A 24875-nucleotide genomic window follows, 5' to 3' on the forward strand; every position below is an offset into this window, starting at 1 on the left:
TCAGGGCACTGCTCCATCAGGCTCTGGTCGTACTCGGCCGGCGCGTGCGTCGTTGACGTTCCGCATCCAGCTAGCAGGCATGCGGCAATTAGGGTCCATCGGCTCACGGACGATCTCCTGGCGAGTGCGCTGGTAGATGGTGGTGTTGGTCACGCGGATGCCGGCGATTGCCTGGACAGTCTGCTCGGCGACCTGGGCGACCAGCTCGCGCGCCAACTTCTCGCCCGCCTGATCCGCCCTCAGCTGCGCGGCCTCGTCGTAGCCCACCTTCCAGGCGTGCATCTGCCAACCGAAGGCGCTGCAGAGTGCGGCCAGGCCGACCAGCACCAGGGCGCGCAGCAGGTCGACCTGCATCAGGCGCCGACCTGGCCTTGGCCACCGACCGCAACGCGCTGCAGGTCGCTCAGCAGGTCCGAGGCGAGCGTTACCGCGTGGGTAAGCTCAGGCGAGGCGCCGCAGCGCTCGATGGCATGGCAGATTTCGCGCACGCGCTCCGAAATGACGGTTCCGCTCGCCGCCCCCGCATGACCGTGGCGGCACTCGCTGCCAGGCTTGAAGCTGTTGGCGCATCCGGAGACCTGGCGCTCCAGCGCTTCCGTCTTCTCGGCCTGGCCCTTCTGGTACGGCATCCAAGCGGCGTAGCTCTCGATCAGTTGGCCCTGCTCATTGAGCGGCGCCTGATCGGCATCCTGCAGCAGCTTCACGTCGGTGATGGCGTGCTGGTTACCCGCGTGATCGAACACGGCGAGATTGACTAGGCCGGACCGATGCACATACACCAGGTGGGCATCCATCGGGTCGCCCTGGCACAGCAGGACCATGCCGCGGCCGGCAGCGAGTTCGCGGGACGGGTGGAAGTGCAGCACTCGGCCGACGGTAGGCTTGATGTCGCTCATGTGGAACTCTCCTGGGTGGTTACGGGGTAGCTCAGCGCGCGCACAGTTCTGCTTCAGCGCGGCGGCGGTTGTGAAGACCTGGGACGAAGACCTTGCCGGTAGCGTTGGTGACGTAAGCCCACACGGGTGTCTTGCCGTCCTGAGCCCAGGCCAATGCCTTGCAGCCCTCGGCCAGCCTGCCGGCGTTGATCAGCCCGACAGCGCGGCTCGCGCATGTACTGGGCACGCCGAAGTTGTGGGCATGGCTCGACAGGGCATCGAAGGTGTTCTGGCTGATCGGCCGGTGCAGGCAGTCGGCGAGCTTCAGCTGGCCCTTGCTGACCACCAGGCGCTCCACTTCCTCGCAGCGGGCGTCGGACCAGTAGTCGCCGACGACCACCGGGTAGGGGCTGGTGTGCTTGGTGATACCCTTGCATACGGTCGGCAGGCCACCGGCCAGCTTGTCCGGGTATGCGACGTTCTGGCCCTCGCCCTCCCAGCGGCCGAGGAAGTCCTGCAGCTGGGGGCTGAACAGAGCCAGGGCGCCAGTCGCGATCATGCCGGCGACGACGCTTACCGCCTTCGCCCGACTCACAGCTCACACCGCTCATGGATGACTCGCATGCGGGCCTCATGCTCGGCTTGCTCCCGGCGTTCACGCGCTTGTTCTCGCGCCTCGCGGGCCTCTCGCTCGGAGCGCTCCGCCTTGGCTCGCTGGCTCTGGAAGTACAGATTCGCCAAGAACCCGGCCAGGGCGACCAGCACCCCGCCTGCGCCGATCCAATTGACCTGAGTGAGCAGGCCGAGCAGGCCAGCCACCGCTCCGCCCTGCGTCACCTTGGTCGCCGTTGCGGCCAGGGCGGCCTCTGCCGCTATTTCTGTCTTGCCTGCCATGGAAAACTTCCAATCCAAGGCCGGAGCGGAATGCCCCGGTACATGGACGGGAAGTCTTCGCCAGCAGCGGCGAGCGGCCAAACCCTACAGGGGGGCCGCTGGCCACCACTCACTCCCTGGAACGCGCCAACTCCTCCCGCATCGCCGCTCGCATGGCCCGCGGCGCGGTATCGGCGATCCGCTGGTCCTTGGACTTCGACATCTCGCGCACCCGCCGCATGATGTCTGGAACGCGGATGATCATCGGCTGGTCGGGGTTCCTGGCGTTCCAGTCGGCGATCTGCTGGCGCGCAGCGGCAACCTTCGCCTGGTCGCGCTCGAAGATGCCGGCCGCCCACTGGGCGCGAATCTCCTGGGCGCGCAGGCTGTAGAAGGCCTTGGCGCGCTGGTTCAGCCAGTTGGCCTCCTGCACCTGGGCGACACTGGCGGGCTGGAAGCCGATGGCCTTCATCGCAGCTTCGAGGTGGCTGGTCTCCAGCACCTTGTAGCCCTTGGTGTCGCGGTACATGCCGGTCGCCGCCATGTCCACGCCCTTGGCCGCGTTGCGCACTGCCGTAGGCGACATCTCCAGCAGACCGGAGCCGATGTCGCCGCCGAGGATCTTCCGGCCGCCGGACACGAACCGGCTGGCCATATCCCCCGCTGGGCCGGCGATCTCCAGCACATCGCGGGTATGGTCGGTTCGCTCCTGCAACAGCCCGGTACCCGGGATGAGGTTGCCCATCCCCAGACGACCGGACACGTCAAGCGGCATCCCGGGAAGGCCGGTAATGCCCTTCTCGATGAAGCCGGCCAGCCCCTGGCCAAACACCTCCTCGAGGAACTGCTGCATCGCCTTCTGGGCGGAGAAGTTGTAGCCCATCAGCTGGGCGGCGCCGTCGATCAGGTCCTCGGCGTCCTCGCCGAACGGGAGGCCACCCACCCCGCTCATGAGCATCAGCGTGGCAATCATCAGCATCGCCGCCTTGCGGCCGTCCTTGCGCTCCTGCGATCCGGGCTCGCCCTGGTTCCACAGCCGGTGCATCAGCTCCAGGTAGGCGACGGAATAGGTCTTGAACGTCATCAGCGTGCCGCCGACCGCGCCGCGGCCCCACTGCATCTTCGACGCCTTGGAGTAGACGAACTGCGTTTCGGTCACGGCCCGGCGGGCGAATGCTGCCGGGTCTCGCATGCCCTGGTCCTTCGCCAGCCGGTAGGCGGCGATGAAGGTCACTCGGCGGTTGACCTGTTCGGCGGCGCCGAACAGCTTGCCCCAGGCCACGGACAGACGCGACACCGCGTTGGAAGCCATCGCCCTGGCCTCGCCGGCGCGGGTACCGTCGCCGGCGCGCAGCGAGCCGCTGCCGCGTGCCTGGGCCATCAGCTGGTGGACTTCCTGCGGGCTGACCACGCCGTCGTCCTCGGCGAACTTCAGCGCCTTCGCCAGGTCCGCCTCGTACTGGTAGCCCTTGGTGCTCATGTGCTTTGCGGCGCGGCCGAGGGCTGCTGCGGCCTTGCCGGCGCCGCCGTACTGGCTGAGCCATGGGAAAGACACGGCCACCGGCTGCGTCATGTTCACAAACGCCGAGGCTACCGAGCCCCCCAGATACTGCGCGAACAGCAGGCCGCGCACCGCCTGGGCTTCCTCTTGCGGGTTCCGGATGTACTCGGCCAGCCGCACCGCGGCGTCCTTCAACTCGCCCTGCTGCTGCGGAATGGCGTCGACGGCTTCGGCCAGGTCGCCGAGGTGCAGGCCGGCGGCGGTCTGGCGCGCGTTCGAGTAGACGAACGACGCCAGGACGCGGCCCACGTCATCGCTGTAGCCGGCGATGCCCTTCCGGTGGATCAACCGGCGCATGGCGCTGCGGTTGGTCTTGGTCAGGCGCAGGTATTCCTGGAAAGCCTGGTCCTGAGCGCTATCGCCCTGGGAGTCGAAGCCCAGCGCGTTGCCGAATAGCTCCAGGGTCTCCGGCGTGATGCCGGCGAACATCTTGTAGGCTTCCTCGGAAAGCGTGCCCTGGCTGATGTTGGCGCCGGGGAAAACGCCCTTCATCTGCTCGGCCATCAGGTTCGCTTCGCGCTTCGATTCGAACAGGCTGAAATACTGGCGCTCGCCATCCTGGCCCACGACATCGACGGTGTACTTGCCGAAGCGCGACAGCGGCGCGTAGCCCTCGGTCTGCAGCTGGGTCACTCGCTCGGCGCGCTCGGTGACGCCGTGCGCCAGGTCAAGCAGGTGGGTGGCGCGGTCTGGCCACTCATCCGCGCGCCGTGCCAGGTGGTCGCGCAGGACTCGGGTCGCGGCGTGCACGTCCGGCGCGTCCATCACCTCGTCACGCAGTTCCTTCGCATCATCGCCGACGAACCGCAGCATGTCCGCACGGGCCATGGTGTCCAGGCTGCGGTCGGTGGCGGCCCGGAATTCCCGGTACAGCTCCACCTGCTGATCGGTGAGCTTGAAGATGCTGCGCAGCTCGGCGTCGGTCCACACGATGCCCGCTTTCAGCATCTGCGCCTCGTAGCGGCTGTCCACCATCTTCCCGAACTGCTCGGGCGAGAGCGCTCGCCAGGCGTTCAACATGCCCGGCGGAATCTTGCCCGTCGCCAGCAGGATCTCCGCCTTCTGGTCGGCGGTGAGCTTCGCCGCACGTTCAGCCAGCGACTCCACGCGCACCGGCTGGCCGTCAACATCACGGGCCCACATCAGCGTGCCCTCGAACACCGGCTTGGCCACGGCCTTGTTGTCGGCGGCGCTGACCGGCGATTTCGCGATGTCGCGCCAGGTCTCCAGCTTCGGCAGCAGCTTGGGTGCGTGCTCGGCGGCGTCGGCGGCGTAGTGGCTCACGTCGTCAATGAAGCCCTGCGCCGACTCGAACACCGGCTTGAAGAACGGCGAGCGCTCGGCCAGGTTGTACATGGTGCCGATGGTCTTGTGCCACCAACTGAGCTTCCCCGGCGCCGTGAAGGTGCGGTTCAGTTCCAGCGTGGCCTTGCCGGCGATCTCCCGCAGGCCGGAGCGGCTGAACTGCGGTCCGTCGCCTGGGTCGCTGTCCAGAGTTGCAGTGAGCAGGCGCTGGAGTACACTGGCTACATCTTCTGAGCCGGATGAGCCGGTACGTTGCTCTGCCGCATCGGCATCTGCCCCGGAACCTCGCCGGCTCAGGAGATAACCCTTCGTGGCCACCGAATGCAGATACATGCGCTGCATACTCGGTTCGCGCCGCACCAGGACGGTCACAATGTCGTCCATCCCGTCGATGACCACCGGCGCCGACACGTAGAAACTCTCCCCGCCCTTGTAGCTCGCCTGGTGAACCAGTGCGCCGCGCTCCAGCACCTCCTTGACGGCGGCGAACGCGGCGTACTTGTAGGGGTTCGGCCTGCCATGGCCAAGCGAATCCCGTACCGCGCGACCATCCAGAACAACCGCGCCCAGGTCCGGGTTGTTCGCCAGGCCGCCTTGCTCCTTGAACAGCTGCGTCGCCCACTCGCGGACGGCCGCCATGCCCCGCGGCGCTTCATCGCCGCGGAGCACCGATACCGGCGGCCCCTGGAGGATACGGGCCTTCTGCAGGTCATCCTGGCTCAGCGACACCCCCTCACCGCGCACGTCTCCAGCGGCTGCCCGCTCAACACCTGCCATCGCGTAATCCACCAGGTCGCCGACGGTGATCTGCCCGATGGGCAGCCCATGACGCAGCATCCACTGGCGCACCATGGCGAGGACGGTGCGGAGGAAGTCGCCCACCGGCTTGCCGATGGCCTGGTCAACCCAGCCCAGGAACCGGCTGTCGGCCTCGCCGAATCCTTGCTCGCGGCCCTCGATGACCGCCTGCTCGACGATGTAGGCCGCCGCTTCGCGCGGATTGGCCGTCTCGCCGGCGTCCACCATCCGCCCGGCCACGCGATCAAGGAACGCGCGCAGGTCGGCGTTCTTCACGCTGGCGCGGTTCATCAGCATATTGCTGGCCTGCCGATCGATCTTCTCCCGCTGCTGGCCGTGAGTCATCTCGTGCAGCAGCACGGCCGGCCCGGTCACCGGATCGAGGTTCGGGCCCACAAGGAAGGTGAGCCCGGACTTCGCGTCGTAGAAGCCTTGGATGCGCCCCTTGTCCTCGAACAGCTGCACGGATGCGTTCAGGCTGGTGCCGGTCTTGCGCGAGAACACCCCGGCGATCCGGAGCGGGTCCGGGCTGTCGATGAACACCAGGCCACCGCGCTTGCCCTCCTGGCCGCGCTGCAACATGGTGCGCACCGCCTTGGTCAGCTTCGGGAACTGCAGGTCGAATGCCCGAACCAGCCCCTGCGCCGTCATCGGCGGGTGGCCGGTGATGTTCTGCGGTTGAGGGGCGCCCATCAGGTCCGCGCCGTTGAAGGTCACCAGCACCTCGCCGCTGGGCACATCGGCCGTAGCCTCCGGTGTGATGGCCTGGCGCAGGCCCGGGGTCATGCGCATGCGCATCTGGACGTTGCGCGCCTCGACTTCGCCGGCCAGGCGGCGGTAGGTCTCCGCGCCGGTCGCGTCGAGGTCGCTGGCGAACATCCGGCGCGAGCCGCCGAGCGCGAAGCCCTCGATGTTCTGGATAGCGTGCTGCAGCTCATGGATCAGCGGAGAAGCCATCTCATCGCGGGGGATTGAACCCTGCATCTGGACGGCGAAGCCAACCGGCCGGCGCTGCAGGCGCGCCAGCGCGGGCGAGTCTGCCGGCATCAGGCGGAGCGGGAGGTCCCGCAGGCTTGGATAAGCGGCGAACAGCTGCTGGTGGTCCAGCACGTCGCCGACGGTGGCGCCGGCGCGGCCATCGTCGAGCGCCCTCATCTCGGCGTTGGCGATGATGCTGGCGGCGTTCGCGCCGGCGACCGCGATCCTCGCTTGGTCGTCGCTGATCTCGAAACGCCATCTACCGTCGGCGCCGCGGTGCCATCCGGTGTCCTGCCGCACGGCCTCGGCGGCCTCGCCCATGGCAATCCGCTGGCGGGCAGTCTCCAGTGCCAGCCTGTCGGCGCCTTGGGCGTTTCGGCCGGCAAACGAATATTGGACTGCCGACTGCTCGCCGGGCTGCGGCGGGCTGGCTTCGTCCGCAAGCGGCTTTTTGGCCTTCTTGGTGGGGCGCTTGCTGCTGGCGCTCGGAGATTCCTGGGTCTTGGGCGCTGGCTTTGCAGCGGCATCCTCCCCGCGGACTGCATCCACCAATTCGCGGACTCGCTGCTTGGACTGGGGCACGCTCATGCCGCGCTCGCGGAACAGCTGGGCCAGGTCGAACTTGTCGTCAACCAGCGTGGCGCCGTCGGCCGGCTGCAGCTTGATGCTGCTGGGGTATCCGTCCCGGCCCTTGTTCACGCCAGCCAGCAACGCCCCGAGGGCGATCTCCACCGGCTCGCCCCCCTTCTTCCACGACAGGATGCTGCGCATCAGGGCGCGGTCCTTGGCCTCCTTGCGCTCAGCCTTCTCCCGGCGGGCCGTCTCGACAGCCTGCTGGTCAGCCTGCACCTGCTCCGGGGTCCGGGCGTCGAGCGCCGCACGGCGCACGCGGTCCTCGTTGGCCTTCTGCCAGTCCACGAAGGTGTCGATCGCGCGGTTGTAAGCGCTGTTGCGCTGGTCGGCCTGGCGAGCGTTCAGCCGAGAACGGCCAGCGACAAAGCCGCTGTACGTGCTGGACCGTACATTCATCAGGCGCCCGTACTGTGTCAGGTACTCGGCGCGTAGCTCGCCGGCGGCCTGCTCGACAGCAGCCTTCTGGGCGTCAGTGCGAGCGATGGCCAGGCCTGCATCGCGCGCCACGTCAATGTAGGTCTGGAACTCCTGGGCATCGGACTTGGCGCGGTCGCTTCCACTGTGCGAGATGCCCGAGTAGCTGGCGGCGGCCGCCTTCAGCGGGAACTCGGTTGCTTCCCCTTCCGCCTCGGCCTTCTTGGCCAGCACGCCGCGCGGTGCAGGCGCGGCCGGGATCGACTGCTGGATGCCGGTGGCCATCAGTTGGTGCAACGGCGTCCCCACGTCCACGCCCTTGCGGGTGTAGAGGATGCGCCCCTCCTCCGGCTCCGTGCGGTCGAAGTGGCGGGCGAGCATGTTCTTCGCCAGCACGCTCAGGCGGGCCCCGCTGGGTAGCAGCACCTGGTCGATGGCGTCGGCGCCAACGTAGTCAGCACGGTACTCTCGGCCGGTGCGCTCGGTGATGCCTGGCTTCTGGTGCTGGCTGCCAGACACCGCCTCGCCGCGGTACTGCACCATGACGCCACGGTTATCGCCCTGGCCCAGCGCCAAGTCGATGTTGTCGGTGAAGAATGCCGAACTCACGTCGCCCTGGTTGTGCATCCGGAGGGCGTCAGCGAGATTCTGGGGGCTCATCTCCCGGTACAGCTTGCCGCCGATAGGCGTTGGCTCGAAGCCAGAGGGACCCACCGAGACCAAGGACGGCAGCCCCGGGCGCGCGGTCGCTTGCGCCTCGGGCGCGGCCTGCTCTGGAACTGGCGCTGGCTGGTTGCTGGCCTGCGACTCGGAGCTGACCTCATCGACCGTTGAACTGGGGAACTCGCGCGCCAGGTCCACCAGCTTCCAGATCGGCGCATCCAGGCGGATCACCTTCACGTCGTCGCCAGCCTCACGGGCCGCCAGCCACTGGTGATGGCCGTCCAGCACATGGCCGTCGCTCGACACCAGAATGGATCGGCTACCGCCCTCGAACGACGCGGCCTTGGCCACCTTCTCGCGGCTGAACTCGGCTTGTGCAGGCTTCAGGCTTGCCGCCGGCACGGTCTCTTCCTGGTGCGCGACGCCTCGGGCGTTCATGAAATTGACCATCGCACCGCGATGCTCTGCCTTGATCTGCGGCATCTCTGCGCGCGGGATGCCGGCGGTACCCGACTCCTGGCTGAACTCGGCCCAGCCGTCGCCCAGGTCCCGCCCCTCGATGCTCGGCGCCCCCTGCTCGGCGGCCGGCTTTCCGGGCGCCTGCTGCATCCGCTCGGCCAGCCTTCGCTGCACATCGGGGTTCATGCTCTCCCACTGCGCGCGCGGCAGGTTCCGGCGGATCACCGGCCTGATGTCGGTCTGCTCGGCCAGGGCCTGGCGCTCGGCCTGGCTCATGCCCGCCCAGCGGGCGCCGGCATCTACTGCAGACGCAGCTTCGGCCGGTGCGGCTTCCGGTGCCGGCGCAACTTGTGCAGGCTGTTCTTCCGTTTGCGCTTCTGCTGGGGCTTCACCTGCATTCGCCTCCTCATGGGGTTGGGTGCGGCGCTTCGCCAGCTCCTTCTGGAGCTTGGTGGTGCGCTTGTTGTCGGGGCCGTAGTGGTCGATGGCCTGTTGCAGCTCTGCGTCGGTCATCTGCGGGATCTGCTTGGCGACTACCGCCCGGATGTCAGCGGGGGCGTCGCCGGCGGCGGCTTCAACCGCTGCAGCGTTGGCCTGGGCCTGTTCGATACCGGCCTGCAGATCGGCAGGCGCTGCCGGTTGCTCGACAGCCTGCGGGGCTGCGTCAGCGGCAGCCTGCTGCGGCAGCAGCTGGTCCAGCTCGGCCACCAGCCGATCGCGTTCGGCGACCAGCCGCGCGTCCCAGCCGCCGGCCCGGGCCTGCTGGCGGACGTACTCCAGGCGCGTCTGCAGCTCGGTCGCAGGGTCGGCCGCCAGCAGGTCGCCCTGGGCCTGGGTGATCTCGCCGGTTTCCTGGTTGACCTGCTCACTGGCCGTGCCGCCCTTCTCTGCGGCCTTCGCGGCCTCCTGCAGGACAGCCTGCTGTTGCAGTTGCGCGGTAGCACCACTATCCACGGCCAGAGCCGCAGCGGACGACATCGGGCCGGCGCTGGGATCAAGCCCCATTTGCTGCGAAAGAGGAACCGCCTCCGCCCGGGAGGCGGGAAACGGACGCTCCAAACGGAACTGCTCGAGCACTGCCGGCGGCACAGCACGGTCTGCTGGGGCTTGGACCGCCCCAGCAGCATCATCCACCACAGGAGGCGCCGCAGGCTCATTGACGGACTCCTCCAGCGGCGCAGATGCGGAACTGTCACCGGCCACCGAAGGCTCATCGCCCAGCTCAACCATGCTGGTAAGCTGCTGATCACTCCGGCCTGCCACACCTTCGACGGCACCGAATCCGCCGCCTGCAGCGGCGCCGGCGACGCCCTCAAGAGCTGCCGAACCGGCAACACCCTGCCAGGTAGGTGTGTTGAACCCCTCGCCCTGCAGAGCCAAGTTGGATGCCAGTCGCTCCTGTCCGCCTTGGACGGCCTCCAAGGGAGCCTCCTTCGCCGCACCGGTCAGAGCGGATCGCAACACGCCTTGCGCCGCCGCTGCTCCTGCCTCCCGCGACATGAGCCGGGCAACGGCGCTCTCTACACCGGTGGAACCCGCCACTCCGCCTAGCCCGGCCCCAACACCAATCTGCGCCAGGTTCTCGCCGCTGTACGCCTGGGCTTCGGCGGCTCTGGCGGCGGCCTCCTCTGGAGATACACCGGCCTTCAGGTATTCCTGCTCCACAGCGTCGTAGATACTGCCCTTGACCGCCCCAGCCCCCTGCAATGCGCCCACAGCGCCGCCAGTGATAGCAGGTGCTCGGCCGCGAGTCAGCGCTGCCGCTGCAATAGTCGGAAGGGAAGTTCCCACGGCCTCAACCGTAGTGTCGATGGGAGCCTCGGCAAACGCCCCGACATTGGCCTTCACCTCTTCCCAGATGCTGCCGGAATCTTCAGCCTGCTGGATCTTCGCCGCTCGCTGTTCGCGCTCTGCTCGACGCGCCGGCGACTCGAAGTCGCGCACCGCTTTGGCTCCGTCGCCAAGTGTCTGTGCTATTGGGTTATCCGCTCCGGCGACGTTCGCCAGTTGCTGCGCTCCAGTCACTGCCCCACCAGCTAGTGCTGTTGCAGTGTCAGCTGCGGATCGAACGATGCCCGGCTTGCTGGGTTTCACTCCCCCCAGGCCGAACTCCTCAGCAAGGCTTGATCGCTTACGCTGGCCAGCCTCCGCGCCCGCGCCAAGACCGAACTCGTCCGCCAACTTGCTCATCCCACCCTCCAAAAAGAAAATCCCGCCAATAGCGGGATTCTCGGAGGGGTTGGTGGTAGGACCTAACCCTACAGGGTGTTGGCTGAGGCCTCGGCCGCGAGCTTCGCCAAACCCTTTGCGGTCACCAGCACCTGTTCGACCACCTTCTCGCTGCCGTCGCTCCGACTGACTGTGGTGACCTTGTGCTCAAGCAGGCCCTGCTGGATGCGAATCTGGTAAGCCAACCACCCTGAACTACCGGCGCGTCGGTAAATCCACTGGTGGGACTGGAGCCAAGCAAACAGATCCTTCGGTCGCAGTTGAAGGTCCTTGGCGGCATTGGTGATACAGAGCGAGCCATCAGCGGTGGCAATGCGATCCAGGGCCTCCACCTTCGGCGCCTGCTCGGCCAGCACCTGCTGGAGTTGGCCGTTCTGCTCGGCCAGGTCGGCAGCCAGCCGCAGAGCTTCCGGAAGCGTTTGCGGGATAGCTGGAACGGCAGTCCGCTGAGCCTCCTCTAAAGCGGTCATGCGGTCGAACACCGCCGCTTGCAGGTCGTAACTGTACGACATGGCTATCAGGCAGGCCTCTCGCTTCGGGAAGCGATAACCGCGACGGTGCCGGCCGTAGCTGTCGGGGAGATCGCATTCAAATGAATGAGATGTTTCCCCGAGGACCTTGGGGACCTTTGCCAGAAGGTTGGCATGGGTCAATTCCGGGAAAGCCTCTGAAGGGAATGACTGCCCTGCCTGCTCGGCTTGATCCTTGCGATGCTCGTTGATGAAGCCCACCAGCTCCAGGCTGGTCATGGTAACGGCGGTGGTAATGAGCACGCTCATGATCAAGCCTCCACTGTGCCGCAGGTCGCTTGGGCACCAACCTGCTTGGTCAATGCCAGCCAATCGACCTGTGGCGGCAGAATCACTTTGCACTTGAGCTGCCGGGCGAGCCCGGCTTTTATAGAAGGCGTCCATGGCTGACCGGCGCCAAATACCTCTTTCTCGAACCACATCCGCGCCTCCTTCATGAAGCGAAGGAACTCCTGCGCTGCCTGGCGCTTGCTTTGGACGAGCTGGATTGCCGCCTCAAACTGATCGTCCGCCAGGTCCTCGATATGCTCCACCGAGAAGGCGACGCGGATGTGGTTCTGTATCCACCCCCTGGAACCCTCCGTGAACGCCCAGCCGCACCCAGCTCTGCGGATTTCATCAGTAAGGGCTGCTCGGTGCTCTTCGCTGAGCGACAGCTTTGCAGCTGGTCTGCTCGGGCGCCTGCTGTAGTTCTTGAACTGGTATATCCGTGCTGTTGTGCTAGCATTCATGTGTGAATGTCCTCGAAAAATGTTCACATCCGAAGCCTCAGGTGTTGCTGCACCTGGGGCTTCTTCGTTCCAGGCCTATGCGGCCTGCCTTTTCAGTTGTTCCAGCAGCTCAACCAACTGTCCATTCATGGAGCGGTTCTGCTCCCTGGCCAAAGCCTTCAGCCACTCCGCAATTTCTTTCGGGAAACGAGTAGTTACCCGTACATGCTCATCCATCGGCCCTCCACTGCACGACACTGATGTCGTGTCCAGACCAGAATCACATGACACTGTTTCTATGTCAATTGTGGTGTGACACTATTTTCGTGTAAATTGGCGCTCATGGATAACGACGACCGCTATACCCGCATTACCCTGCGCATCCCCAAGGATTTGCATTCACGCCTCGCTCAGTCTGCGGTAGACACCAGCAAGTCGATGAACGCGGAGATCTTGTCGAGGCTAGAGCTGACCTATGCTCAAGATCCTGCGCTCGGCTTCATGTCGCCAAAACAGCGCAAAGCCGCACTTTCTTCCCCCGAGTTCCTGGAATCGATGCAGAGGAATCTCGCCGACTTGGTTCGGCAAGAGATTGAGAAGGCCATCGCCCCTCTTCTCGATGGAAAAGAGCAGCAGTAAGGGCTCACAGCGACACGTCGGGGGCTTCAGCCCACCCTCTGGGTGGCCAGGAAAAGCTCTTGAGCTGCCCGCGCCAAGGCATCAGCACTCCGAGCTGACTGCACCGTCTCCCTGATGCGCAGCTTCTCGTAGAGGCGATCAAGGAAAGCATCGTTCGCCAGCAGCGTCTCGGCGAGTTCTTCTAGATCAGCGGCCGACTCTCCGGCTACGCTCTGCACGTTGCTATCCTGCATATCTCACCTCTGGCTCGGATGCCCATGAAAAAGCTACTCGTCGCCGCCCTGCTCACCTTCCCCGTCCTGGCCCAGGCCGGGAACTTCGCGACATGCCTGCTTGATGAGTTGCCCGGTGTTCAGAACAACAACACCGCAGCGGCGGCCTATCAGGTCTGCAGCGCCAAGTATCCGGAGCGGTACAGCGGCGTCGAGCAAGGTTCCGGCCGCGGGCTCTTCAACTACGACTCAGGCGCCGAGTGTGCCCTTAAGGAAGCGCGCGACACCCCGAGCCAGAACGCTGCCGGAATGATCCGAGATGCCTGTAACAGGCTATACAACGTGCCTAAAAAGGCTTGCTCAGCGTTGGCCCAAGAGTTCGGTCTGGCCTGTCAAAAACGCTAACCGACTGTCACACCCATGTCCTGTAGACTCTTGATGTAATCCTCGACCGATACACCATCCTCTTCTGCTGCCTGCTCAACCTCCGCAAGGCTGACAGATTTACGCCTGACCTGCTGATCGATCATTTCCACCTGGCCGGTCTGGTTGTTGTAGCGAATCACGCTACCCTCCGACGTCGAGCCATCTGCATTCCGGGTGGTGGGAGTGACCTGTACTTTCCAGGGAGACGACGCCTCCCTACCGGCCAGGTCTCGGATCTGCTGCGCGATGGTAGCGCGCTCCTCGGGAGTCTTCGCAGTCTCGTACTTCTCGTACAACGCCTCCTGTCGCTGGGCGGCGCGGGTCTGGAAGCCCCTACCCTCGATCTCGCTGGCCAGACGCTGCTGATCCAGAGCCAGGCGAGCTCTGGCCTCTTGCGACTGGAAGCCCAGGCGCTGCTCCTCCAGGTTCTGCGCGGCATCGGCGCGAGCCAAGCGGTCGTTCAACAGTTCGGCACGACTCGGCGCCCTGGTGCTGTCGCGGACGATGGTCAGGCGTCCGCCGCCCTCGCCCAGTTGGCCGCGCCGGCTCTCCTCGATCATGCGGGCGCGCTCCTGATTGGCGCGCTCGAAGCGTTCCAGAGCCAGAGCCGAGGTGCCCGGCTCCAGCTGGCTGAAGGTACCGGTGCTATTGCCGAGGTTGCTCATGGAGCCGAGCTGCGCGAACTCCCGGTCTGGGGTATAGCTGCCGAAGCCCAGGCCAGGTCCAGTCGGCTCCGGCGGCCTGCCCGAACGTGGCTGGAAGCCTCCAGCTGGCATATCCGCAGCCCCCGAAAGCGCTTCGGGGGCGTTGCTGAACTCAGGCGTACCATCGGCCCCCATACGGACCGCTACTCCGCTCCCTGTATTGCTCCACCCAAGGCCTTCGCCGACCGGCGTGCTGGGTGCGACAGGACTGGTTGCGGCCAGGGGGCCAACTGCAGACGCCTGAGGGGCACCATTCGCCCGCGATGCCTCCTGAGTATCGTCGTCAGCCAGCGCCAGTCCTGCGGTGGCTCCGGTTCCGGCCCCGACCACACCTCCGACTTTTCCTCCATAGCGCTCTCCATAGTTGCCCTTGTAGCGCCCCCGGGACGCCAAACGCATCGCGGTATCAGCAACGGAGCCGAAAGTGTTGCCGCCCTTGAACCCGAGAGTACCGCCCCCCAATGCTCCAGCCGATGCAGCCAGGGTATCGGTATCCACCGCCCGCTTGTCCTGGTAGAGCTTGTCGGCGAGCCCGAACGTCATGGCCGATCCTACATCGGTCGCGAAGCCGAGCCCTCGCAGCGCTGCGAATTTGGCGATGTCTCCTGCCGAGCCATCTCCTGTTGGCTCATCCAGACCCAGGCGCTTGGCATAAGTTGCCGTAGAGTCATCATCCATCGCATTGATGATTCCCGGCACTGCGCTCAACACCGCCCCACCTTTGCCGGCCTTGTTCACAAAGTTGCGAGCACCGGAAGCAAACCCGCGAGTGGTGCTCTGCACTGGCTGGGCCGGCTGCCCCCCTCGCGCTTGGGCTTCCGAGAAGCGCGCATCCTGTCGCGCTCGCTCAGCCTCGTAGGCTGCGCTGTCAGCCTTCGCCCGTCCCATAGCCTCGGCTCGTGCCCGATAGTTGGGCTCGGGAGCAGCCGGAGCCGGACCAGCAGGCGGAGGGAGGCCTGGCCGCTGCGCGGCCTGCACCGGCTGACCGCTCACCGTTACACCTCGAGCCGAGGACGGCATGAAGCCTCGCCCGGAAACGCCATCGCTGTTCCCATAGATGACGTTCGGCTTCGGGCCGGCGCCAGGCTGTTGAACGGTTGGCGATGCACCACGCAACTGCTGCAGGCGCTTCTTCAGGTCGTCGTTGACCACCCCGCCGTCGGCGAAGAACAGTTCCGGCTCGCCTGCCTGCTGCTGGCCGCCGCCGGGCTTGAAACCCAGGGCCGGCTGGCCGGTGGGCGTGTGCGTGGCGTTCTTCATCGCATCCAGCGCCTGTACGCCCACGGCGTGGACCTGCTCCGGCGGTAGCCCGAACTCGCCGTTGCTCAGGTTCACGTCGACCGGGCCCTGGCCCATCGCTGCCAGGGCGCCCTCCCCGATCTGCTCGGTGGAGTCGGCCGGCATGATGTAGCTGCCGGCAGGAATCTGGGCGGGAATGTCGTCGGAAGTGCCGGTACCTGGCCCACGGACACGGCCGCCATTGGCCAGTTGCTGCTTGGGCTTGGAACCCTTCTTGAATCCGTACATGGTGATGCCCCTGAAAAAACGGCCTGCTACCGGCGCAGTGTCCGGCGCCGCCCGGGGCAGCGCGAACCCTACAGGGGGCGCGGCCGGGCTAGATGATCTCGTTGGTGCGCACCAAATTTGTCCAGAAGCGCACCGGCACGGGCTCGGAGGCGCCGTAGAACAACGCAGGCCTCGCCGCTTCGTAATCGTCTGGGAATTCCGCCATGTCCGGCGCGGCGGCGGTGATGATCGCCTCGAGGTCGAGGTCTTCGCTGGTCACTGCCGGCATGCCGCCGGCTATCGTGCCGTGCAGGTAGCTCATGCCGGCAGTCACCGAGTGGTACTCGCCATCGTGCCAGGGTACGGTTCCGGCCAGCGCCCCGACCGAGTGCAGGAACCACAGGTAGTAACCCTCGTCGCCGTCGTAGTGGTCCCGCGGCACGGCGTATTCTGCCGGCGAATCAGACCAGCCGGTGAGGTCCACGCCGGAGGATGCCGCGGGGATGAGGATTGCCAGCTGCTTGGGATTGCCGATCATGCTAGAACCCGTACTCGGTGGACACGAACCTGATTTCCGCCGCGAGTGCGGCCGCCTGGAAGCTGTAATCTGCGCTGAAGGTGCTCCCGATGAAGTTTGGCGCCTCGATCGTCACCAGGGCGTGCTGGCCCGGGGCGGGCTCCGGGGTGACGACGAAGACGCGGCCGCTGTCGCCCGTATGCACCGAGCCGGGCATGCAGATCGCCACCGACGCTTCGGTCACCACGACATAGCCACCAGAGCCGGTAGTCCCAGGAGGGATGGCCACCACCAGTTCCGGCTGATCCAGCACGTCACCCACGGCGTAGCGGCAGTATTCAACTTGCAGGTCAGGGCTGTCGGCGTTCTCGCCGATGAACACGGCCCCCGCCCCCATAGGGATCACCGCCGAGTTGTTGAAGCGCCCGTTCCATGCCGGCTCGATCCGCAGGCTATTGAGGTCGATGTTCGGCCTGGCGATTCGCTTCACCAGGGTGGTGCCGGCAGCAGGATCGTGGATGGCCACCCGAAGCTCCTTGGTGCGCAACCACCACCAGTAGTCGTCGTAGGTGGTGAACTCCCAGCCCGGGTCGTCCGGAGCATGCGGCGGATACGGGTCGGCCGGCCGGTACTCCGGCGGCAGCAGGATCACGGCGACAGCGCGTGCCTGGGCCATCACACGTTCTCCAGCTGCGCTACCAAGGTGCTCGCCGCGCTGGCCGCGCCGCTCGCGACATCGCCGTAGGCGTTCACCGCCTGCCCGAGCGCTCCGAGATTGGCGTCGAGGTCACTGCTGGCGGCCAGGTCGAGGCGCGCATTTTCCACGGAGATGTCGGCCTTGGTCCTGGAGACTTCCAGTGCCAGCCGGCTGTAGGCCACATCGACGTTGTGATAGCTGCTGAGAGCCTGGTAGAAGGTGGCCATGGCCTGGGCGCGGATGCGCGCCCGCTCGATGTCTCGATCGGGCAGCGAGTACCACATGCGGTAGAAGTCAGCCATCGCGCGCATCACGCCCAGCTTGAGATCGACGCCGAGCTGCTCGGCGAACTTCAGCAGGTCCAGCTTGATCTCGGCATCCTTGATCGCTTGCTCGACGTTGACGGCGGCGATGGCTTCGCTGGCCCGCTGCTCGCTTTCGGTCAGCGCAACGGCCATTGCCCCTGGCGGGAGTGTGAAGCCGGCGCCGGAGAAGGTGGCGGCGATGTTCTTGGTCTCGCTCGCCTGGGCGCGGTACGCCCGGTCCCTGGCTCGGTGCCAGACCATCTCGAAGATCGTTGCGTCCATGCCGAACGGCTTTGTCCCGCCGATCACGCCGCAGATGAATTCCTCGGGCAGGGTCTGCAGGCAGCCGTTGATCGACGGGAAGTATTTCGCGATCCATGCGTCTGACTCGGCGTCGAGCCGCTTCACCTCGCTGCCGCTGGTGTCGGCGCCTTCAAACAGGTCGCTGAACGCCGGCGGCGGCTGGATGGTTGGCCGCTCCAGCTTGTGCGAGAAGCTGGCCTGCTTCGCGTTGCGCTTCCCCTGCAGGTTCACGATCCAGCCGCGGGTGTTTGTCGCCTCGGTCAGGGCCCGGGTGGCCAGCCCCATGAGCTGGCTGGTTGTGTCTGGATAGTTGCTCATTCTGGCTTCCTATAGAACAGAGGTGACGACGGGTCTTTCATCGAAGGCCCGTTGACGTAGAGGCCGAGGCCGACCATGCCCCAGCTGGGCAGGCCGGTCGGCGGGATGTTCAGGTGGCTGAGGACGTTGCCGATCCAGGTCCGGCCGCCGTCGATACTGAAGTGCACCTGCGCCGAGCCGTTCGAGCCATCGGTGCGGCCGCTGCGCCACATCAGGCAGGCCTCCTGCACCACCTCGCCGTCGCGCTCCACCTCCCACTGGTAGCAGTTCAGGGACTGGTATGCGCCGATCTGCAGCTCAGGCGCCCCGGCCTGGACCGTGGACAGGATGGTGTGCTCGCCGGTGGCGCAGTTCACCCGCATGAAGCTATAGGCCGCGCCGGCCGAAGTCCCCTCTGGGGCGTGCAGCAGGACCACCACATCCGTGTCGGTGATCCGCGCGATGGTGTTGAAGACGGCGCCGTAGCCAATGGCCTCTTCGTGCATGCGGCCGCGCGCCGCGGCCATGGCGGGGTCTGATCTCTCAGCCTCGGTGACCAGCCACCGTATCTTGTCCGGACCGTAATAGCCGTTGCGCGGGCGGTCCTCGCCGAAGTAGTAGGGAATGAGGTCGCCGAAGATCCTGGGCATCAGCAGCTGGTTGTCCTGCATCGGGACAATCGTGCGCACCCCGTCGACGATCAGCCACAGCTCCTCGAGCTGGGCCTTGTCGACCATGGGCCGGTAGTTGCGGGAGATCGCCGTATAGCCCTCGAACTCACCGTAGATGTGGTCCTCGAAGAAGGACGTGTGATACCGGCCGGGGGGCAGGCTCGGGTAGCCCAGGTCGTCCAACATTTCGCGGGTATAGCTCAGCAGGCGTTCAACCTGCTCCATGCTGCCCAGGTACTCGTCCCGGATGTAGCGCAGCGCGCGGGCCAGGTAGACCCGCTTCCCATCCATCACACCAGACCACAGCAGTGTCGGAATACGCGCAGTGTCGGGGTCAGCGTCGGCCGGCATCAGCTCCGAACGAGCCGGGCCGATCAGGTCCTGGTACATCAGGGTGCAGTCGCCGACGCGGGACGCCGAGCCATCCTCACCAATGGCGAACCGCGCGACAGCCAACGCGACCTTCGTCTGGCAGACCAGCGCCAGATTCGGCTGGCCATCCTGGCGCGGGTTCACGGGCTCGACCAGCGACGCGTCGCGCGAGCAGACCGGAAAGACCACCTCTGCCACCCCGTCCAGAAGGGTGATCTTCGGGTCGCCGAAGGTGCAACTCAGGCGCTGGCCGCTGTGCACGGTGATCTCAAACGGGTTCACCACGACCCTGTCGTCGGGATGCTGGGTCTGATCGAGCAGCCCGTACACCCCCTGCAGCGTCGCCGGCTGAATCCACTCCGGCAGATCGGCCAGCTCGATGAAGACGGCCCCAGCGATGGCCGGGAACTCCGCGCCCTCCACGATGGCGTCGACGTCCGCCACCTGGTCGGCGCCGACGGTGGGCAGCACGTAGCGACTCCCCTGCCGGTACTGGCCCGCGGGCAGGTAATCTGAGAACGCCCTGTTCCAGAGCACGCTTGGCGGGTATCCCAGCGGCTCCCAGGCCTCGACCTCGGCGGCAGTCAGCGGCTGCCGGTGCTGGATGCCCAGCACGCACAGCAGCGGCGATCCGTAGCCGATGGCGTCCCAGGAGACTCCTCCGACACCTGGGTACGGGTTGTCGAGCCCGCCCTGGCTGCCGCTGTGCCCGAACGCCAGGCTGGAAGCCGAGATATTCGCCCGGCGATACCGGGCTGGGTCCACAGGGTCATCCACCGCGTAGGGGTCCCAGCCCTCCAGGTCCAGCACGTCCCATCCCTCGGGCAGCGACACACAGGGAAGCGCGACCACGGACCGCGAGTCCTGCCGCTCGAACGCTGGGTGACAATGCTGCGGCCGCGCGCCGGGGGCTTCACAGGTGTAGGTGAACGGCCGCGGGTTCGGGTAGTAGACCCCGTCGCCAGGCCGATACGGCGCCCAGCGCGGCGCCGGCGTCGGCGTGCCCGGGTAGCAGTAGGCAACATCGGCGTCGATCTCGCGCAGCCGATTGGGCATGCCCAGCAGCCGAACCCGGCTGCCGTACTGCAGGGAGAGATAGCCCGACTCGATGTAGATGCTGGCGTTCTTGTTGGCGTGGGCGATCACCTGCAGCTCCAGGTAGTCCACCAGCGAAACCGAGCTCGCGCGCCACTGGAATGACCCGCGGTAGTTTGGAAGCTGGTCGCCCTGTTCCTTGTTCACCTGGCGCACCGCCGCCAGGCCAACCGTCCGCTCGGCCGGAGCCACGCGAACATCTCCGGCGGCGTGGTAATCGGCTAGGAAGTTCACGAATGTGTTGGTGAGCCCATCCGGTATCGACCAGGACTTGCCGAAGTAGTAGACCCCGACACTGCGCGCGGCCTCCCGGCCTCCACCCGAACTGCCAGGTTCCCGGGGCTTGGGGTTGACCAGCTCCGCCCTGGGCGCGATACCCGGCACACCGATTCCCATGTCCAGTTCGGTGACGTAGTTCGGGATGCCGGAGTACCACATGGGCAACTCGATGACATTGACGATCGTGCGGCCCTTCATCCCCTTGGCCGAGATGATGTAGCCCTGGAACACCGAAGTTTTTGACGTTCCCGCGAGCACGCGGCTGCCGATAGACTGCGCGCGGCGGCGGACCTCCGGCGCGACCATCCCGGCGAAGCGCACAAGGACCTGGCGCATTACACGCGCCTCGCGCTGATCGGCATCAGCCACTCGATACGGTCCAACTCCAGCTCGGTGGCGTCGACGATCTCCAGCCGCGTGGTCCAGTGCCGCGCCTTCACGCCCTTCGCTGTCTTGGCCCGCAGCATGCCGCCGCGATCAACCGCCCGGTACGACTGCTCGCGACCGTCGTCACCCTGCACGCGCACATAGACTGCGCCGTCGGTGCTCAGGCCGAGGTAGACTGCCTCCAGCCGCTTTCCGTTACCCAGGCCCGCGCCGATGGCGCCGAATTCGATTGCCGCCGAGATCGGGTCGGTGGCATTCGTGATCCGGTAGACCCCGCGCTCGTCGGCGGCGTAGGTGCCCGAGCCCACGGTTGCGAAGCTGTGAAAGTCCCAGCCTTCGTATCGGGTCACCGCTCCGGTGAGCAGGTTGGTGGCGTACTGGATCGCCGCGCGCTGCATGCTTTCCAGCGAATCGCTGACCGTCAGCTGCTCGCGCAGGATCGCCTCGATGGTCACTGCCAGGCTGGCGTTGTCGATGATGCTGAGGCTGTCGATCATGTCGGCCGAGAACAGCGCGGACAGGTCCATCTGTACGGCGACGCCAAGCTCTTCGCGGATTGAAGCGAAGAACACCAGGGACGGGTCCATCTGACCGTCGACGACAACGGCAGTGACCATCTCCGCTCGATCAAGCTCGCCGGCGGCATCTTCACCGGACGAGTAGACAAAGAATGAAGGAAGCGTGACCACCCCCTGGCCGTAGGGATAGTCGGCGCCGATGCAGCGCAACGCCGGCAGCAGCATGCTGCCCGCGCCCACCTCCCCCGTCAGCACCATGGCAGACACAGTAGGCGGCGCGATGCCCGCAGCCCCCTGCCCACCCGTGGCAACGTAGAATCCGCAGTAGCCATCGGCCGCCAGAGCGGGCAGCGTGAGGCGGCCGGCGCCAGTCGGGGCGTCGCTGGCAAACACACTGAGCCCCGGCAGGGTGACCGCACCCACACCGCCAGGCTCCGCGAGATACGCACGGAACCCGACCCGAGCGGTTGCCCTGCCTGGGTATGCCACTGGCGGACAGCGAAATCCGACACGCCCCCTGGACTTCAGCCGCTTCCCCCTGAAGCCCAGGTTGCCGCGAGCGCGCGCGATGTCAGGTACAGCATGCCGGAAGCCCACACGGCCCGCGGCGCCGCCCTCAACCGGGAAGGTGATCATGGGGTTGTCGGCAAAATCGCCGGCGTTGTACAGCAGCGCTCGGACGTGTACACGCCCCTGCAACCCGGCATCGACCGTGTGAGCCCAGCCGCCGACGTTGATGACCACCTGCTCGCCGATGCGCGCTATCGAGATGCGCGCCTTGTCCTTGGGAGCATACGGAGCCTCGGCCACCACCGCCCCACTGGCCATCACCAGCACATCGGTATCGGTCAGCATCACCCCAGCGGCAACAGAGGTTGGCAGCGTGCTGCGGGTGAAGTCGTCGGTGATCCCTACCAGCAGCGCTGTCGGGTACCGCGCGTAGTCGAACAGGAACGCGAAGTCGCCCGAGCTCGTAAACAGGCTGTCACCCTTGGCGTTCCAGCCTGCCAGGGTGTCAACACGCACCGTTGGCGGAATGAATGGCCGCGCCGGCGCGGCGGGATGCCAGAACACGTAGGCGCCGTAGGGGTGGCTGCGCCAGACCCCACCCTGCTTGTACGGGTAGGGCTTGATGTGGGTGACGGTACCGCCGCGAGCGGTGTAGTAACTGATTTTGGCCCGGATCACGTCATCGTTTGACGTGGTGAACCAGCCGAACGAGGTCTGCACTGAACGATACACGGGCTCGTACAGCACCACCTCCCGGCTTTCCGGGTATGCGTCCAGCGCAGACTGGCCCGGGTCGTAGAAGAACCTGGGATCTTTCGTCAGCCGATTGGCCATTGTGGCTCACCTCAGCTGGCGGGCATCGCCACGGCGAAGTAGTCCACCTTCTGGATCGCGCCGACGGTGAAGTTGACAGACGAGAAGTTGAGTTCGGCGCCGGCGGTGTTGACCGAGCCTTGAATCCGCACAGCCGTCGAACTTGCGACACCCGTGTCGTTCGGCAGGCACCAGCGGAACCAGGTCGCGACGCCGCTGGCCAGGGCCGTGGCCCGCCATGCTTCGTCCGGATTCTTCGAGATCACCCCGCCGGTCGCGGTGGACGCCAGATTCAGGCCGTCTCCCTCGCCGTCGACCGTGAACTCGGCCAGCAGGACGGCGCCGCCAGGGACGGCCGAGTCGGCGGCGGTCGGTTGCGTGTCGCCGGAGTAGACGCGCAGCACGCTGTTGGCCAGAGCATGGCGCACGCTGCCAACGCCAAGCAGGTAATTCGCGAGGCCGGTAGAGATTTTAGTCGTCACTGCTGTAGCCCTCGATGATGATTTCGTTGATCGGGAACCGCAGCGGGATACCGCTCGGCTCAATCACACGCGGGGGATCCAAGGGCAGAACTGCCAGGGCAATACCGCCAGTGATCGCGGTGTGGATGGAGATCGCCCGGACGGTGTAATTGCCGGCGGCGGCCGAGACGGGGAACACGATCTCAGCGTTGTTCATCGCGCTGGTAATGCCGGATGCCTCCGACAGATCGAACTCGATGGACTGGCGCTCGTAGTTCGCGTCATTGCCCGTGGAGACCTCATTGTCTGCCGCCTCGATACCTGGGTCGCCAGTGTGGGCCGCCACGTACCATTCGGTGGGCCGAGGCTCAAGCGATTCCGTGGTGAACAGGAGCTTGATGACTTCGGCGCTGGAGTGAGCAGTGTTGGACATGGAGCACCTCAGTTCGAAACGAGAACGGTGGCCACGCGCAGGCGCATGGTGCTGCCGGCGGTGACGTCGTAGGGGGATGGGAATCGCGCTATGGAGAACAGCGGCCCGGTGCCGGAACCCTTCGCTGCAGCAGCGACCAGGAAGGCCGCGTAGATGCGTTTGTCGGCTGTCATCTCGAACTCGGCGCGGTCGTTGATGTTGTCGATCACTCCGCCCGACGATTCCGGCGCCCACAGTAGGCGCTGCGCTGCGGTGTACGCCTGGCACTCGATGGCCGGCAGGTCAGCTGCCACCGACGAATCGCTCGGGACGTAGTTCTGCTCGACGAGGCCGATGTACCAGTTCCCAATCAGCGCGGAGGTGCCCAGGATCAGGCCGGCCAGGTGATCGATGCCCTGGCCCGGGATCTTGTTGTGCACAGGCTCGCTGGCGATCAACTCACCGGACGGCAGGACGATTTCGGGGGTCCACACGAACCCCCATTTCTCAAGGCTCGCGTTCACGGCACGATCTCCACTTCGTAATAGTCGCGAGCGACCAGGCCCGATGCTTCTCTCGGGCCGCGCATCGCGGTGACAACAATCTGGTTTCCGTCGATATCAACCTGGCCGGCCGCGCCATGGGAGCCGCACGCTGGCGCGAAGTTGTTCTTGCTCAGCAGGCTCACACTGCCGTCCTCAGCGCCGACGGCCAGGCCGTATTGCGTCATCCATGCTGCGCGGCCATCGCTCAGCAGCACGCCTGTCCCCGTGATCGCCGGGTACGGCAGAGCCTCACGCTGGGCGGGCTGGTCGCCCTCGATTCCGCTGATGAAGTAAGTCCGATCCGCCGAGACGAACAGCGACTGGCCGACCCTCAGCAGCAGGCCAACCGGCGTCGAGAACTGGAAGAAGCGCCCCAGGGCGCTGCGGACGTGCGGGCGCATCGGCTGGGTGAGCCACAGCAGCTTGCCGCTGGCGCACGCCAGCGTGCCGGCAACCTGGGCGATGAACTGGCACGGCACCGGGGGAAGCTCGCCGACGCCCTGCAGGCGCGCGGTGTCGTCTCTGACGCGGTACAGCTGCGCAGCGCCGGGCAGCTCGCCCTGCAGGTATAGGGTTTCGCCGTTGGCCACCGAGGCGTAGACGCGGACGCGGTGCCCGGGTGCAGGGGTGCAGCTGATCGCAAGGTTCTGCTGGCCGCCCAGGTCGATGATTGCCGGCGACAGCACCCCGCTCTCTTCGCCCTGGGCGTTCACGTGTACGCACGCCACTTGGTACCTGCCGGCCGGCAGGCTGCCAGCGACAGCCGCGACGTTGAAGCGGCACTCGGGCACACCCCACTCGCGCACCGCGCCGTCGCGGTACCGCAGGCAGCTGGTCTCGGTTGAGATGAACAGCTCGCTGTTCAGCACCGCGCCGGTGAACACTCCCACCGGCGGGATCGTGGCGAGCTGGGACTCGGTGCCGGTGGCGGTGTCCAGGCGCATGAGACGCGCGCCATCGGCGTAGATCAGATCACGGCCCAGCGACAGCATGCCCCTGATTCGCTCGCCCTCGGCCACGCGCTCGACGCCCGGGCGCAGTGCGAACGTGCCGCCGTTTGTGGGCGTCACGTTGAGGGCATCCCGCACGCAGTTCTCGGGCACGCGCTCGCTGCGGGTGAGATTGTTGATCCCTCCCGCCCAGTTCGCTTGTTCTACCCGCTCTGCCATGCCTGCAAT

21 protein-coding genes are annotated in these 24875 nt (G+C 66.2%); 2 read left to right on the plus strand and 19 right to left on the minus strand.

Annotated features, from left to right (window positions below; genetic code table 11):
• From N7640_RS07315 to N7640_RS07350, 8 genes are all read right to left on the minus strand, one after another.
• Positions 1-354, minus strand: coding sequence for a hypothetical protein (locus N7640_RS07315; protein ID WP_279902440.1), 354 nt, complete (start codon positions 352-354; stop codon positions 1-3).
• Positions 354-896 (minus strand): hypothetical protein, encoded by a 543-nt coding sequence (locus N7640_RS07320; protein WP_279902441.1) that lies wholly within the window; start codon positions 894-896, stop codon positions 354-356. Before N7640_RS07320 ends, N7640_RS07315 begins: the two co-directional genes overlap by 1 nt.
• Positions 897-927: 31 nt before the next feature.
• The gene (locus tag N7640_RS07325; RefSeq protein WP_279902582.1) at positions 928-1434 is read right to left on the minus strand and encodes a lysozyme; all 507 of its coding nucleotides are present in this window, start codon (positions 1432-1434) and stop codon (positions 928-930) included.
• A gap of 32 nt (positions 1435-1466) precedes the next feature.
• Complete coding sequence (locus N7640_RS07330) at positions 1467-1769, minus strand: holin (protein WP_220816205.1); 303 nt, start codon at positions 1767-1769, stop codon at positions 1467-1469.
• 109 nt (positions 1770-1878) lie between these two features.
• The gene (locus tag N7640_RS07335) at positions 1879-10749 is read right to left on the minus strand and encodes a PLxRFG domain-containing protein (protein WP_279902442.1); all 8871 of its coding nucleotides are present in this window, start codon (positions 10747-10749) and stop codon (positions 1879-1881) included.
• 68 nt (positions 10750-10817) lie between these two features.
• Complete coding sequence (locus N7640_RS07340) at positions 10818-11567, minus strand: phage antirepressor KilAC domain-containing protein (protein WP_279902443.1); 750 nt, start codon at positions 11565-11567, stop codon at positions 10818-10820.
• 2 nt (positions 11568-11569) lie between these two features.
• Positions 11570-12049: a hypothetical protein gene (locus tag N7640_RS07345; RefSeq protein WP_279902444.1), complete on the minus strand. Its 480-nt coding sequence runs from the start codon at positions 12047-12049 to the stop codon at positions 11570-11572.
• 75 nt (positions 12050-12124) lie between these two features.
• Positions 12125-12265 (minus strand): Arc family DNA-binding protein, encoded by a 141-nt coding sequence (locus tag N7640_RS07350; RefSeq protein WP_279902445.1) that lies wholly within the window; start codon positions 12263-12265, stop codon positions 12125-12127.
• A 105-nt stretch (positions 12266-12370) separates the two neighbouring features.
• Here N7640_RS07350 and N7640_RS07355 point away from each other — a divergent pair, with 105 nt between their 5' ends.
• Positions 12371-12667 carry an Arc family DNA-binding protein gene (locus N7640_RS07355; RefSeq protein WP_279902446.1) on the plus strand — a complete coding sequence of 99 codons (297 nt, stop codon included), beginning with the start codon at positions 12371-12373 and terminating at the stop codon, positions 12665-12667.
• Positions 12668-12693: 26 nt separating this feature from the next.
• On the opposite strand, the gene N7640_RS07360 is transcribed toward N7640_RS07355, so the two are convergent.
• Positions 12694-12900 carry a hypothetical protein gene (locus tag N7640_RS07360; RefSeq protein ID WP_279902447.1) on the minus strand — a complete coding sequence of 69 codons (207 nt, stop codon included), beginning with the start codon at positions 12898-12900 and terminating at the stop codon, positions 12694-12696.
• 24 nt (positions 12901-12924) lie between these two features.
• Between N7640_RS07360 and N7640_RS07365 the strand changes: the two genes are divergently transcribed.
• Positions 12925-13284: a hypothetical protein gene (locus N7640_RS07365; protein WP_279902448.1), complete on the plus strand. Its 360-nt coding sequence runs from the start codon at positions 12925-12927 to the stop codon at positions 13282-13284.
• Here N7640_RS07365 and N7640_RS07370 read toward each other — a convergent pair.
• The 10 genes from N7640_RS07370 to N7640_RS07415 all read right to left on the minus strand — a co-directional run bounded on the left by N7640_RS07370 (position 13281) and on the right by N7640_RS07415 (position 24866).
• Complete coding sequence (locus N7640_RS07370) at positions 13281-15536, minus strand: hypothetical protein (protein WP_279902449.1); 2256 nt, start codon at positions 15534-15536, stop codon at positions 13281-13283. The genes N7640_RS07365 and N7640_RS07370 overlap by 4 nt on opposite strands.
• 88 nt (positions 15537-15624) lie before the next feature.
• Positions 15625-16053, minus strand: coding sequence for a hypothetical protein (locus N7640_RS07375; protein WP_279902450.1), 429 nt, complete (start codon positions 16051-16053; stop codon positions 15625-15627).
• Position 16054: 1 nt separating this feature from the next.
• Positions 16055-16708, minus strand: coding sequence for a hypothetical protein (locus N7640_RS07380; protein ID WP_279902451.1), 654 nt, complete (start codon positions 16706-16708; stop codon positions 16055-16057).
• Positions 16708-17622: a hypothetical protein gene (locus N7640_RS07385; protein ID WP_279902452.1), complete on the minus strand. Its 915-nt coding sequence runs from the start codon at positions 17620-17622 to the stop codon at positions 16708-16710. Before N7640_RS07385 ends, N7640_RS07380 begins: the two co-directional genes overlap by 1 nt.
• 29 nt (positions 17623-17651) lie before the next feature.
• A complete protein-coding gene (locus N7640_RS07390; protein WP_279902453.1) occupies positions 17652-20387 on the minus strand; it encodes a hypothetical protein in 2736 nt (911 codons plus the stop codon).
• The gene (locus tag N7640_RS07395) at positions 20387-22300 is read right to left on the minus strand and encodes a hypothetical protein (RefSeq protein WP_279902454.1); all 1914 of its coding nucleotides are present in this window, start codon (positions 22298-22300) and stop codon (positions 20387-20389) included. Before N7640_RS07395 ends, N7640_RS07390 begins: the two co-directional genes overlap by 1 nt.
• Before the next feature lie 11 nt (positions 22301-22311).
• The gene (locus N7640_RS07400; RefSeq protein ID WP_279902455.1) at positions 22312-22761 is read right to left on the minus strand and encodes a hypothetical protein; all 450 of its coding nucleotides are present in this window, start codon (positions 22759-22761) and stop codon (positions 22312-22314) included.
• Positions 22751-23173: a hypothetical protein gene (locus tag N7640_RS07405; protein WP_279902456.1), complete on the minus strand. Its 423-nt coding sequence runs from the start codon at positions 23171-23173 to the stop codon at positions 22751-22753. The genes N7640_RS07400 and N7640_RS07405 overlap by 11 nt, the downstream gene beginning before the upstream one ends.
• A gap of 8 nt (positions 23174-23181) precedes the next feature.
• Complete coding sequence (locus N7640_RS07410; protein ID WP_279902457.1) at positions 23182-23676, minus strand: hypothetical protein; 495 nt, start codon at positions 23674-23676, stop codon at positions 23182-23184.
• Positions 23673-24866: a hypothetical protein gene (locus N7640_RS07415; RefSeq protein ID WP_279902458.1), complete on the minus strand. Its 1194-nt coding sequence runs from the start codon at positions 24864-24866 to the stop codon at positions 23673-23675. The genes N7640_RS07410 and N7640_RS07415 overlap by 4 nt, the downstream gene beginning before the upstream one ends.
• Positions 24867-24875 lie beyond the last annotated feature (9 nt).

Origin of the sequence: Pseudomonas sp. GD04015 (assembly GCF_029837675.1) — a bacterium.
Taxonomy (GTDB): domain Bacteria; phylum Pseudomonadota; class Gammaproteobacteria; order Pseudomonadales; family Pseudomonadaceae; genus Aquipseudomonas; species Aquipseudomonas paralcaligenes.